The 12654-nt window shown below is 71.4% G+C and carries 12 protein-coding genes; 3 read left to right on the forward strand and 9 right to left on the reverse strand.

Translation table 11 applies throughout. The annotated features are described in order from the left end of the window. Positions 1-49: 49 nt before the first annotated feature. The 3 genes from ACWD4J_RS35310 to deoC are packed head-to-tail and all read right to left on the reverse strand — an operon-like array spanning position 50 to position 3379. Positions 50-967: an aldehyde dehydrogenase family protein gene (locus ACWD4J_RS35310; RefSeq protein WP_451399583.1), complete on the reverse strand. Its 918-nt coding sequence runs from the start codon at positions 965-967 to the stop codon at positions 50-52. Further along, positions 960-2405: an aldehyde dehydrogenase family protein gene (locus ACWD4J_RS35315; protein WP_451399584.1), complete on the reverse strand. Its 1446-nt coding sequence runs from the start codon at positions 2403-2405 to the stop codon at positions 960-962. The genes ACWD4J_RS35310 and ACWD4J_RS35315 overlap by 8 nt, the downstream gene beginning before the upstream one ends. Positions 2406-2416: 11 nt before the next feature. After that, positions 2417-3379 (reverse strand): deoxyribose-phosphate aldolase, encoded by a 963-nt coding sequence (gene deoC, locus ACWD4J_RS35320; protein ID WP_451399598.1) that lies wholly within the window; start codon positions 3377-3379, stop codon positions 2417-2419. Positions 3380-3493: 114 nt separating this feature from the next. On the opposite strand from deoC, the gene ACWD4J_RS35325 reads away from it, so the two are divergent. Then, positions 3494-4126 (forward strand): PH domain-containing protein, encoded by a 633-nt coding sequence (locus tag ACWD4J_RS35325; protein WP_451399585.1) that lies wholly within the window; start codon positions 3494-3496, stop codon positions 4124-4126. Positions 4127-4215: 89 nt separating this feature from the next. On the opposite strand, the gene ACWD4J_RS35330 is transcribed toward ACWD4J_RS35325, so the two are convergent. From ACWD4J_RS35330 to ACWD4J_RS35345, 4 genes are all read right to left on the reverse strand, one after another. Continuing rightward, on the reverse strand, positions 4216-5439 hold the full coding sequence (locus ACWD4J_RS35330) for a hypothetical protein (RefSeq protein WP_451399586.1): 1224 nt from the start codon (positions 5437-5439) through the stop codon (positions 4216-4218). Positions 5440-5653: 214 nt separating this feature from the next. Beyond that, the gene (locus ACWD4J_RS35335; protein ID WP_451399587.1) at positions 5654-7291 is read right to left on the reverse strand and encodes a phospho-sugar mutase; all 1638 of its coding nucleotides are present in this window, start codon (positions 7289-7291) and stop codon (positions 5654-5656) included. 71 nt (positions 7292-7362) lie between these two features. Continuing rightward, positions 7363-8184 carry a purine-nucleoside phosphorylase gene (locus ACWD4J_RS35340; protein ID WP_451399588.1) on the reverse strand — a complete coding sequence of 274 codons (822 nt, stop codon included), beginning with the start codon at positions 8182-8184 and terminating at the stop codon, positions 7363-7365. A gap of 133 nt (positions 8185-8317) precedes the next feature. Then, complete coding sequence (locus tag ACWD4J_RS35345) at positions 8318-8755, reverse strand: gamma-glutamylcyclotransferase (RefSeq protein ID WP_451399589.1); 438 nt, start codon at positions 8753-8755, stop codon at positions 8318-8320. A gap of 118 nt (positions 8756-8873) precedes the next feature. On the opposite strand from ACWD4J_RS35345, the gene ACWD4J_RS35350 reads away from it, so the two are divergent. Together ACWD4J_RS35350 and ACWD4J_RS35355 are read left to right on the forward strand one after the other, a co-directional pair. Beyond that, positions 8874-10322, forward strand: a complete 1449-nt coding sequence (locus tag ACWD4J_RS35350) for an NAD(P)H-quinone dehydrogenase (protein ID WP_451399590.1) — start codon at positions 8874-8876, stop codon at positions 10320-10322. A gap of 252 nt (positions 10323-10574) precedes the next feature. Continuing rightward, entirely contained in the window at positions 10575-11546 is a 972-nt protein-coding gene (locus ACWD4J_RS35355; protein ID WP_451399591.1) for a DeoR/GlpR family DNA-binding transcription regulator, read from the forward strand. 111 nt (positions 11547-11657) lie between these two features. On the opposite strand, the gene ACWD4J_RS35360 is transcribed toward ACWD4J_RS35355, so the two are convergent. Further along, positions 11658-12284: a TetR/AcrR family transcriptional regulator gene (locus tag ACWD4J_RS35360; protein WP_451399592.1), complete on the reverse strand. Its 627-nt coding sequence runs from the start codon at positions 12282-12284 to the stop codon at positions 11658-11660. A 178-nt stretch (positions 12285-12462) separates the two neighbouring features. Beyond that, a partial coding sequence (locus ACWD4J_RS35365; protein WP_451399000.1) for an acetyl-CoA carboxylase biotin carboxyl carrier protein subunit occupies positions 12463-12654 on the reverse strand: 192 nt, incomplete at its 5' end.

Raw genomic sequence — 12654 nt, forward strand, 5'->3', positions numbered from 1 at the left:
GGTCCTCGGTACCGACTCATCACTGCCTCGACTCTGCCTCGGTACTGCCTCAGTACGACGAGCCGGACGCGCCCAGTGAACCCGTCGGGTGCCAGACCGTCTTCGTCTCCAGGAAGGCCGTCAGGCGGTGTGTGCCCTGGTCGGCCGTCCAGTCCACGGAGTTGTCCACAGGCTGTGGGCGAAGTGTGCGCTTCAGGTTGTCCGCGGCCGCGATCTCCAGCTCCTTGGCGAGGGCCTCGTCGGCGCCCGTCAGATCGATCGCGTTGACGTCCTGGTGCGCGGCGAGCGGCGTCGCGATCTCAGCGGTGCGGCCCGAGAGGATGTTGACCACGCCGCCCGGCAGGTCGGACGTGGCCAGGACCTCGCCGAGGGAGAGCGCCGGGAGCGGGGACTTCTCGCTCGCGACCACCACGGCGGTGTTGCCCGTCGCGATCACCGGGGCGATCACCGACACGAGGCCCAGGAAGGACGAATCCTGGGGTGCCAGCACGGCCACCACGCCCGTCGGCTCGGGCGTGGACAGGTTGAAGAAGGGGCCCGCCACCGGGTTTCCGCCGCCCACGACCTGGCTGATCTTGTCCGTCCAGCCCGCGTACCAGACCCAGCGGTCGATCGCCGCGTCCACCTGGGCCGCGGCCTTCGACTTGGACAGGCCCTCCGCCTCGGCGACCTCGCGTACGAACTGGTCGCGGCGGCCCTCGAGCATCTCCGCGACCCGGTACAGGATCTGGCCGCGCAGATACGCCGTGTTGCGCGCCCAGCCGCCGAACGCCTTGCGTGCCGCGACGACGGCGTCCCGTGCGTCCTTGCGGGAGGAAAGGGGCGCGTTGGCCAGCCAGTTGCCTTTGGAGTCCGTCACCTCGTACACCCGGCCGCTCTCGGAACGCGGGAACTTCCCGCCCACGTACAGCTTGTAGGTCTTGAAGACGGAAAGCCGCTCGTCGATCTTTTCGGACTTCTCAGACATCGAGGTACGCCTCCAGACCATGCCGGCCACCCTCGCGGCCGAAGCCCGACTCCTTGTAGCCGCCGAACGGCGAGGTCGGGTCGAACTTGTTGAACGTGTTGGCCCAGACGACGCCCGCACGCAGCCGGTCCGCGACCGCGAGGATACGGGAGCCCTTCTCGGTCCAGATGCCCGCGGAGAGCCCGTACTGGGTGTTGTTGGCCTTGGCCACGGCCTCTTCGGGCGTACGGAAGGTCAGTACCGAAAGGACCGGGCCGAAGATCTCGTCGCGGGCGATGGTGTGCGCCTGGGTGACGTTCGTGAAGAGCGTCGGGGCGAACCAGTAGCCGGAGGAGGGCAGTTCGCAGGCCGGGGACCAGCGCTCGGCGCCCTCCGCCTCGCCCTGGTCGGCGAGCGCGGTGATCCGGGCCAGCTGCTCGGCGGAGTTGATCGCGCCGATGTCGGTGTTCTTGTCGAGCGGGTCGCCGAGGCGGAGCGTCGACAGGCGGCGCTTGAGCGAGTGGAGCAGCTCGTCGTGGACCGACTCCTGGACCAGCAGCCGGCTGCCCGCGCAGCAGACCTGGCCCTGGTTGAAGAAGATGCCGCCGACGATGCCCTCGACCGCCTGGTCCACGGGTGCGTCGTCGAAGACGATGTTGGCGCCCTTGCCGCCCAGTTCGAGGGTGAGCTTCTTGCGGGTGCCCGCGACCGTCCGGGCGATCTCCTTGCCGACGGCCGTGGAGCCGGTGAACGCGACCTTGTTCACGTCGGGGTGCGCGACGACCGCCGCGCCCGCGTCGCCGTATCCGGGAAGGATGTTCACGACACCCCTGGGCAGGCCCGCCTGGCGGCAGATGTCCGCGAAGAACAACGCCGACAGGGGAGTGGTCTCGGCGGGCTTGAGCACGACCGTGTTGCCGGTCGCGAGCGCCGGGGCGATTTTCCACGCCAGCATCAGGAGGGGGAAGTTCCAGGGGATGACCTGGCCGGCGACGCCGAGGGGCCTGGGGTCCGGGCCGTAGCCGGCGTGGTCGAGCTTGTCGGCCCAGCCCGCGTAGTAGAAGAAGTGCGCGGCCACCAGCGGCAGGTCGGTGTCCCTCGTCTCCTTGATGGGCTTGCCGTTGTCCAGCGTCTCCAGGACCGCCAGCTCGCGGCTGCGCTCCTGGATGATGCGGGCGATACGGAACAGGTACTTGGCGCGCTCGGCACCGGGCAGTGCCGACCACTTCTCGAAGGCCTTGCGGGCCGCCTTCACCGCGCGGTCCACGTCCGCCTCGCCGGCCTGCGCGACCTCGGAGAGGACCTCCTCGGTGGACGGGCTGACCGTCTTGAAGACCTTGCCGTCGGCCGCTCCCGTGAACTCTCCGTCGATGAAGAGGCCGTAGGAGGGCGCGATGTCGACGACCGAGCGGGACTCGGGCGCCGGTGCGTACTCGAATGCGGGTGTCTTCTTTTCCATGGCCATGGTGATCAGTCCACCGTCACGTAGTCAGGGCCGGAGTAGCGGCCGGTGGCCAGCTTCTGGCGCTGCATGAGCAGGTCGTTCAGGAGAGAGGACGCGCCGAAGCGGAACCAGTGGTTGTCCAGCCAGTCCTCGCCGACGGTCTCGTTGACCAGGACCAGGAACTTGATCGCGTCCTTGGAGGTGCGGATGCCGCCGGCGGGCTTCACGCCGATCTGGACGCCGGTCTGGGCCCGGAAGTCGCGCACCGCCTCCAGCATGAGGAGGGTGTTGGCCGGGGTCGCGTTGACGGCGACCTTGCCGGTCGAGGTCTTGATGAAGTCGGCGCCCGCCAGCATGCCGAGCCAGCTCGCCCGCCGGATGTTGTCGTACGTCGACAGCTCGCCGGTCTCGAAGATGACCTTGAGGCGGGCATGCGTCCCGCAGGCCTCCTTCACGGCGGTGATCTCGTCGTACACCTTCAGGTACCTGCCCGCGAGGAACGCCCCGCGGTCGATGACCATGTCGATCTCGTCGGCGCCCGCGGCGACGGCCTCGCGGACGTCGGCCAGCTTGACGGCGATCGGGGCGCGGCCCGCGGGGAACGCGGTGGCGACCGAGGCGACCTTCACGTCCGAGCCGGCGACGGCCTCCTTGGCGACGGCGACCATGTCGGGGTAGACGCAGACCGCGGCCGTGGCGGGGGTGGTGCGGTCGGTCGGGTCGGGGTGGACCGCCTTGGCGCCGAGCGCCCGGACCTTGCCCGGCGTGTCCGCGCCTTCGAGCGTCGTCAGGTCGACCATGGAGATGGCGAGGTCGATGGCGTACGCCTTCGCGGTGGTCTTGATGGAACGGGTGCCGAGCGAGGCGGCACGCGCTTCGAGGCCGACCGCGTCGACGCCGGGCAGCCCGTGGAGGAAGCGGCGCAGCGTGCTGTCGGACGCGGTGACGTCGGCGAGCCTGTGTGCGGCTGTGGGTGCGGTGGTGGGCATGGTCACCAGACGAGCATATCTACGCGCGTAGCAGCTGTACACCCCCGCGTGGCCGTTCCGGTGGGCGGCCACCACACAGTCGGGCCGCCCACCCTGTCGTGCAGAATCGGCAGCATGACGACCCCCGAGCCGCCGTCTCCCGCGGCGCAGCCCCAGCCCAAGGATCGCGTCCACCGGTCGCCCGCCGGGATCGCGGGCGGTGTGATGCTGCTCGCCCTCGGCGCGTGGCTGGGCATCGACGCCCTGGTCAACGGCGAGGCCCGGGTGCGCTGGCTGGCCATCGCGGGCCTGCTGCTCGCGGTGCCGCTGGTCGTCGCGTTCACGGTGCGGCCCGCGGTGTACGCGAACGACGACCGCCTCCGCATCCGCAATCCGTTCCGTACGATCACGCTGCCCTGGGCATCGGTCTCCGGCCTGCGCTCCGGCTACTCCAACGAGGTCTTCGACCAGTCCGGCGCCAAGTACCAGCTGTGGGCGGTCCCGGTCTCGCTGCGCGCCCGCAAGAAGGCGGTGCGGAGCCAGACGCGGGCTGCCGCGGCCGATCCGCGGGGGCGCACGTCCCCGGTGCCGGCCGGTCCGGTGCGCGCTTCCGGGGACCAGACCATGGACGACCTGCGCGAGCTCGCCGAGGCACGGGCCTCGGCCGAGGGGGCGCAGGGCGGGCCGGAGGTGCGGTGGGCCTACGAGATCGTGGGGCCCGCGGTGGTGGGACTGGTTCTGCTGGTGGTGTTGCTGGCGGTGGGGTGAGGCGCTTCGAGCCCGTCCGGCGATCGAGGACGAGCCCGAAGGGCGATTCGGGGGCCCGGGGAGGAGCCCTCGGTTCGGGAAAGCCCGCCCTACGGCGCGCTCGGCCACACCAGCACCATGTACGCGCCCCAGTACGCCGAGCCCAGTACCGCGCAGGCGATCGCCGCCGCCGCCCGGCGCCGGCTGGTGCGGGCGACGGCGAGTGCAAGCGGCAGCAGCAGCGGGAAGCCGGGGAGCAGAAAGCGGGCGCGCGGGAAGTAGACGCCGCCGCTGCCGACCACGATCACCAGCAGCACGCCGGTGAAGACCAGCAGCGGGAGCGGCTGCCGGTCCCTCACCGACAGCGCGAAGAGCACGACGCACACGATGAGCGTCAGCGAGACCATGACCAGGAACAGCTCGGGCGTCGAGTCGTACACGAACAGCTGGCGCAGCCGTTTCAACGTCTCGACGCCGCCGTCCCACTGGTTGTGCCACAGCTCCTGCACGGCGAAGTAGCCGTCCCAGCGGCCGAGGCGCAGGCCCACCCACCCGACGTACGCCAGCCAGCCGAGCGGCGCGAGGACGGCACCGGCGAGGACGCGCGCGGAGAAGCGCGGCCGGAGCGCGCAGAGGGCCGACAACGAGACCGCGGCCGCGAGCGCGATACCGGTGGGCCGTGTCAGCCCCGACAGTGCCGCTAGCGCACCCGCCCACACCCAGCGGCCGGTGAGCACCGCGTACAGCGACCAGGCGACGAAGGCCGTGAACAGCGACTCGGTGTAGCCCATCCACTCCACGAGCCCGACCGGCAGGGCCGCCCACGCGACCGTGAGCAGCACACCGACGCGGCTGCCGTGCAGCCGGTCGCCGACGGCGAAGACGCCCCATGCGGCGACGAACGACGACAGCACGGCGACGACGAGGCCGACGCTCGCCCGCGATCCGGGCGTCACCCCGGCGACGGCCTTCACCAGCACGGGATACAGCGGGAAGAAGGCGAGGTTGTTCGAGTCGTACCTGGTGCCGAGCCCGTGCGCGTACCCGTGGGCGGCGATCCCCAGATACCAGCGGGAGTCCCAGTCGTCGGCGAGCATGTGCCAGACGTCCTGGTTCGCGGCGCGCGCCCACACGATCAGCAGGACGAGTCCCGTGGCACGGACCCCGGCGTACGCGAGCAGGGCGGGGGCCGCGCGCCGCAGGGACCGGCGCAGACGGGTACGGAGCCCGGCGGCGGACGGCGGTGCCGACCGCGCACGCCGGGAGCCCGGAAGGAGCCCGCCTGACGGCTTGGTGATCGCTTCGGACGGCACCGGGGAAGCGGTCGAGGACACTGCGGCAGCTCCTGGGACTTGTTCGTGCGCTACCGGTCAACCGTCCCCCGGCCGACCCGCGGCGCGACGTGTCGCTGCATCAACTGCCGTGCGTAAATCACACTTCGGAGCGACCTCGGGTTTGGATTCCGGGCCCGGTGCCGGGCCCGCGCCCCGGGACGGGAGCCGGGCCGGTACCGGGTCCGGACCCGGTACCGGCTTCGCATCCGGTCCGTCAGATGCCCGCGGCCGCCGAAAGATCCCTCCTGATGGCGGCGAGCAGCTCCGCGGCCCGCGCACGCGCCGCGGGCAGTTCCTCGCGGGAGCCCGCCGGCACGACGACCTCCAGATAGCACTTGAGCTTCGGCTCGGTGCCGCTGGGCCGGACGATGACTCGGGCGCCCTCGAGCGTGTAGCGCAGCCCGTCCGTCGGCGGCAGCGTCTGCGTGCCCCGCGTCAGGTCCTCGGTCCGGACCGCCGCCAGTCCGCCGAGCCGCGTCGGCGGCTGCTCCCGCAGCCTGCGCATGGCCTCCGCGATCAGTGACAGGTCCTGGACGCGCACGGACAGCTGGTCGGTCGCATGCAGCCCGTGCTCGACTGCGAGATCGTCCAGCAGGTCCAGCAGCGTCCGGCCCTGCTCCTTCACCTCGGATGCCAGCTCGGCGACCAGCAGGGCGGCCGTGATGCCGTCCTTGTCGCGTACGCCCTCGGGGTCGACGCAGTATCCGAGCGCCTCTTCGTAGCCGTACCGCAGGCCGTCGACCCGGGCGATCCACTTGAAGCCGGTCAGCGTCTCCTCGTACGGCAGACCGGCCGCCTCCGCGATCCGGCCGAGCAGCGACGACGACACGATCGACTCGGCGAAGGTGCCTCGCGCACCGCGCCGTACGAGATGCGCGCCGAGCAGCGCGCCCACCTCGTCGCCGCGCAGCATGCGCCAGCCGTCGCCGCCGCGCTCGGGCACCGCCACGGCGCAGCGGTCGGCGTCCGGGTCGTTGGCGATGACGATGTCGGGCCGGGCCTCGCGTGCCGTCGCGAAGGACAGGTCCATCGCGCCCGGCTCCTCCGGGTTGGGGAAGGCGACCGTCGGGAAGTCGGGGTCGGGCTCGGCCTGCTCCTCGACGAGGACGGGCTCGGGGAACCCGGCGCGCGCGAAGGCGGCGAGCAGGGTGTCCTTGCCGACGCCGTGCATCGCCGTGTAGACGACGCGCGCGGTCCGCGGCGAACCGGGGGCGAGCACGGCGTCCGTACGGGCCAGGTACGCCTCGAGCACCTCGTCCCCGAGCACGTCCCAGCCGCCTTCGGGGCGCGGGACGTCGCCGAGGCCGCCCACCGCGGCGATCTCGGCCGCGATCTCGCCGTCGGCCGGCGGCACGATCTGGGAGCCGTCTCCCAGATAGACCTTGTAGCCGTTGTCGCGCGGCGGATTGTGGCTGGCCGTCACCTCCACGCCCGCGACCGCGCCGAGATGCCGGATCGCGAACGCGAGCACCGGCGTGGGCAGGGGCCGGGGCAGCAGGGCGGCGCGCAATCCGGCGCCGGTCATCACGGCCGCCGTGTCCCGGGCGAAGTCGGCGGACTTGTGACGGGCGTCGTACCCGATGACCACGAGGCCGTCGCCCTGGCCCTTCGCCCGCAGATACGCGGCGAGGCCCGCGGCCGCCCGGATGACCACCGACCGGTTCATACGCATCGGTCCCGCGCCCAGCTCGCCGCGGAGCCCTGCGGTGCCGAACTGAAGGGTGCCTTCGAAGCGGGCGGCGAGCTCGTCGAAGACCTTGCCGTCGATGAGCTCGCCGAGCTCCTCACGGGTCTCAGGGTCCGGGTCCTCGGCGAGCCAGGCCTGGGCCCGGGCGATGAGTTCGTCGTGCACGTTCTCTCTTGCCTCTCCGTGGTTCTGCTGCGCTCAGACTGCCGGTCGGGCTGTGGTCGGTCCGACCGCCGTCAGATACGCCCCAGCACCTGCGCCAGCAGCGCCCCCATGCGGGTCGCCGAGTCCCGGCCCGCCTGGAGGACCTCCTCGTGGTTGAGCGGCTCGCCCGTCATGCCCGCCGCCAGGTTGGTGACCAGCGAGATGCCGAGCACCTCGGCGCCCGCCTCGCGTGCCGCGATCGCCTCGAGCACGGTGGACATGCCCACCAGGTCGGCCCCGATCGTGCGTGCCATCCGGATCTCCGCCGGCGTCTCGTAGTGCGGCCCGGGGAACTGCGCGTACACGCCCTCCTCGAGCGTGGGGTCGATCTCCTTGCAGAGCGCCCGCAGCCGCGGCGAGTACAGATCCGTCAGGTCCACGAAGTTCGCGCCGACGATCGGCGACGCCGCCGTCAGATTGATGTGATCGCTGATCAGCACCGGCTGCCCGGGCCGCATGCCCTCGCGCAGGCCGCCGCAGCCGTTGGTCAGCACGACCGTCTTGCAGCCCGCGGCCACGGCCGTACGCACGCCGTGCGCGACGGCGGCGACACCGCGGCCCTCGTAGAAGTGGGTACGGCCGAGGAAGACGAGTGCCCGCTTCTCACCCGTCCGGTACGAACGGATCGTGCCTCCGTGGCCCTCGACGACCGGCGGTGGAAAACCGGGCAGGTCGGTGACAGGCAACTCGTGCTCGGGTTCCCCGAGCGCGTCGACGGCCGGCGCCCAGCCGGAGCCCATCACGAGGGCGACGTCGTGGTTGTCGGCACCGGTGAGCGCGCGCAGGCGCGCGGCGGCGGCGTCGGCGGCGGCGTACGGGTCGCCCTGGATGTCCGGAATAACAGAAGCGTTCACGCGATGAGCGTAGCCGGTCAGGCCCTACGCGCGTAGATGCTGATGCCAACGAGGATGCGATCGTTGCCGTGTCGTTTCCAACCGCACGGTGTCTTCCCGGCCGGAAAGAGGTGGGCAACCGGCCCCAGAGGCTTCAGCAGGGCCGCTTGCGCAGCTCCATCACGTAGTCGTGGGGCGCCCCGGCCGACTCGGCCGCGTCCGCGACCTCCCCCAGATAGCGCGCGGACGGCAGCCCGCCCTCGTATCCGTTGAGGACGTACACCCAGGCGGGTTCCTCGCCGTCCAGCGTGTGCACCCGCACCCGCATGCGCCGGTATATGTCGAGCCCCACGCCCTCCCACCGGTCCATGGAGTCCTCGTCCATCGGCGCGATGTCGTACAGCGCGACGAAGACCTGTGAACGCGGTGCCTCGACGAGGGTGGCGAGTGCGCCTTCCCAGCCCAGGTGCTCGCCGCCGAAGGTCAGGCGCCAGCCGTTGAGCCAGCCGGTGGCACGCAGCGGCGAATGCGGGGCGCGGCGGGACATGAGCCGCGCGTCGAGATTGCCGGCGTACGCGGCGTAGAGCGACATGGTCCGAGAGTACGGCAGCGGGCACCTTGCGCCCCATGATGGACGTCATGCCTCATAAAGCCCCATGTGCCACGCAAAGACGGCCCCGGGGGAGAGGCCGTCGACGCGGTGCGGGAGAATGGAGTACGTGACTCGGATCGTGATCATCGGTGGCGGACCCGGCGGATACGAGGCGGCCCTGGTGGCGGCCCAGCTCGGCGCGGAGGTGACCGTCGTCGACTGCGACGGCCTGGGCGGTGCGTCGGTGCTGACCGACTGCGTACCGTCCAAGACGCTGATCGCCACGGCCGAGGTCATGACGACCTTCGACTCCTCGTACGAGGAGCTGGGCATCATCGTCGCCGACGACACGCCCCACATCGACACCCCCGCGCGCGTGGTGGGCGTCGACCTCGGCAAGGTCAACCGCCGTGTGAAGCGGCTCGCCCTCGCCCAGTCGCACGACATCACGGCGTCCGTCACGCGTGCGGGCGCGCGCGTGCTGCGCGGCCGGGGCAGTCTGGAGGGCGGGCAGTCGATCGACGGCTCCCGCAAGGTGATCGTCCGCGCCGCCGACGGCACGGAGGAGACGCTCGTCGCCGACGCAGTGCTGATAGCGACCGGCGGCCACCCGCGCGAGCTGCCCGACGCCCAGCCCGACGGCGAGCGCATCCTGAACTGGACGCAGGTCTACGACCTGGAGGAGCTCCCCGAGGAGCTCATCGTGGTCGGCTCCGGTGTGACCGGTGCCGAGTTCGCGGGCGCGTACCAGGCGCTCGGCTCGCGCGTCACGCTCGTCTCCAGCCGCGACCGCGTGCTGCCGGGCGAGGACCCGGACGCGGCGGTCGTCCTGGAGGACGTGTTCCGGCGCCGTGGCATGAACGTCATGTCGCGCTCGCGCGCCCAGGCCGCCAAGCGCGTGGGCGACCGCGTCGAGGTGACGCTCTCCGACGGCCGCGTCATCTCCGGTACGCACTGCCTGATGGCGGTCGGCGCGATCCCCAACACCTCCGGGATGGGTCTCGAGGAGGCCGGGGTCAAGCTCAAGGAGTCGGGCCACATCTGGACCGACAAGGTCTCGCGCACCAGCGCCCCCGGCGTGTACGCGGCCGGTGACGTGACGGGCATCTTCGCGCTCGCCTCGGTCGCCGCCATGCAGGGCCGTATCGCGATGTACCACTTCCTCGGCGACGCCGTCGCACCGCTCAACCTCAAGACGGTCTCGGCGAACGTCTTCACCGACCCCGAGATCGCGACCGTCGGCTACTCGCAGGCCGACGTCGACGCCGGCAAGATCGACGCCCGCGTCGTCAAGCTGCCGCTGCTGCGCAACCCGCGCGCCAAGATGCAGGGCATCCGCGACGGCTTCGTGAAGATCTTCTGCCGTCCGGGCACGGGCATCGTGGTCGGCGGTGTGGTCGTGGCGCCGCGCGCCTCGGAACTGATCCATCCCATCTCGATCGCCGTCGACAACAATCTGACGGTCGAGCAGATCGCCAACGCCTTCACCGTGTACCCCTCGCTTTCGGGGTCGATCGCCGAGGTGGCACGGCAGCTGCACACGCGGAAGGCCACGGGCGAGGGCTGAGCCCGAGACGCTGTCCGCCGCCGACCCGACGGTGGACAGCGGCGCACCTCCCCCAGGGCACCGGCGCACCTGCTCCCAACTGCGCAAGAAAGCGGCATCGATTGCCGTCGGCAGCCGTCGATTCGGCGTGCCCGCACGGGCGTTCCGGCAGCGACCGGCGGTATACCACTTTCCATCCTGTCGTGCGAACAACTTCTGTTATTCGGCGCAAACTGCTGAAAGCAGACGGTCGTTGGGGTTACTGTCAGTTTCGTGTTCGCTGCAGAACGTCGCCAATTGATCCTCGAAATGGTGCGGGCCAACGGGGCGGTTTCCCTCCGTGAGCTCGCCCGCGTCGTCCAGACCTCCGAAGTGACCGTACGGCGGGACGTGCGGGCGCTGGAGGCAGAAGGACTCCTCGACCGCCGGCATGGCGGTGCGGTCTTGCCGGGCGGGTTTACGCGAGAATCCGGCTTTCCGCAGAAATCGCATCTCGCGACCGCCGAGAAGACGGCCATCGCGGACCTCGCCGCGAGCTTCGTCGAAGAGGGCGAGGCCATCGTCGTCGGGGCGGGAACCACCACGCAGGAGCTGGCCCGCCGGCTCGCGCGCGTGCCCGGCCTGACCGTCGTCACCAACTCGCTGCTCGTGGCCCAGGCCCTGGCGCACGCCAACCGCGTCGAGGTGGTGATGACAGGGGGTACCCTCCGTGGCTCCAACTACGCCCTCGTGGGGTCCGGCGCCGAGCAGTCCCTCCACGGACTGCGTGTCTCCCGCGCCTTCCTCTCCGGCAGCGGGCTCACCGCCGAGCGGGGCCTGTCCACCTCCAACATGCTGTCGGCCAGCGTCGACCGCGCCCTCGTGCAGGCGGCGGCGGAGGTCGTCGTCCTCGCCGACCACACCAAGCTCGGCACCGACACGATGTTCCAGACGGTGCCCACGGATGTGATCACCCGCCTGGTGACGGACGAGCCGCCCGCCCACGACGACCGTGCGGCCACGGAACTCCACTCCCTGGCCGACCAGGGAGTGCAGATCGCGGTGGCCGGTGCGTCCCCGGGGGCCGACGCCGTGCCGGCACCGGCTCGGCAGCAGCCGCGCCCCCTGCCCGGCCCTCGCCGCGGCCAGCACCAGATGCCGGGCGGCGGCCCGGGGACGGCGTTCCGCGGCGCGACCGTCCTCGGCGGCGAGCAGGCAGGAACGGTAGGGGACCGGGCACGGGTAGCGGACCTACGCCGCCGATAGCCGGGCCGGAGCCGGAGCCGGAGCCGGAGCCGGACGAGCATGTGGGACGGCAGTCTCACGTACGTGTCCGTTGTGTCCGTAATCGTTACGGGCGTCGGTGAGACGCAGACGTCAACTGCCCCCACTCGACGGCGGCACCTCGGTCGGCTTCAGGCCTCTTAGCGTCAGATTCAGGAGGCGGTCCGCCAGTTGGGGGTCGTTCGGGCTTTCCTCCGCTGCCAGGGCGATCGCGTTGGTCAGCTGGAGAAGGTCGCCGATCGACACCTCGGCCCGTACCTCGCCGGCTTTCTGGGCGCGGACGAGCAACGCGCTGCCGGCCTCGCGGAGGGGCCGGCTGCAACGGGCGAGTGCCGAACTCTCGTCGCCGGAGGCCGACATCAGCGCCCGCGACACCCCGCGGTACTCGCTCGCGTGGCTGATGACCGCACGCAGCCACGTCACGAGCGCCGCGCACGGCTGCGGATCGCCGAGCAGTTCCCGCGAGTGGGCCAGCAGCTCGGAGAGCGCATCCTCGAAGACGGCGCTCACCAGGGCGTGCCGGTTGGGGAAGTGCCGGTACAGCGTGCCGATGCCGACCTTCGCGCGGCGCGCGATGTCCTCCAGCGAGGCGCCGGTGCCGTGTTCGGCGAAGACGGTCCTGGCCTCGGTCAGCAGCCGCTCGTAGTTGCGGCGCGCATCCGCCCGCAGGGGCCGCGGGGGAGCCGTCGTCCCGGGCCGCTCCTGCCTCGCGCCCGCCATGGCGTCCACCTCTGCCTTCTCTCACTGCGCCGGACCGCCTCGCCCCAGCATGCCACCGCACCCTGTGGCCGAGGGAGCCGCGCGCCTGCACGGCCGGCAAACACCCGGGCCCGCCGAACGGTTCACGTTCGGCGGGCCCGGAGGCGTACTGCCGCGGCGCGTCAGACGATACGGCGCGTCAGTCCTTGATCTCGCAGATGACCGCGCCGGAGGTGATGGACGCGCCGACCTCGGCGTTGAGGTCCTTGATGGTGCCGCTGCGGTGGGCGTTGAGCGGCTGCTCCATCTTCATGGCCTCCAGGACGACGACGAGGTCGCCTTCCTTGACCTCCTGGCCCTCCTCGACCGCCACCTTCACGATCGTGCCCTG

This window comes from Streptomyces sp. NPDC002577 (genome assembly GCF_053594815.1).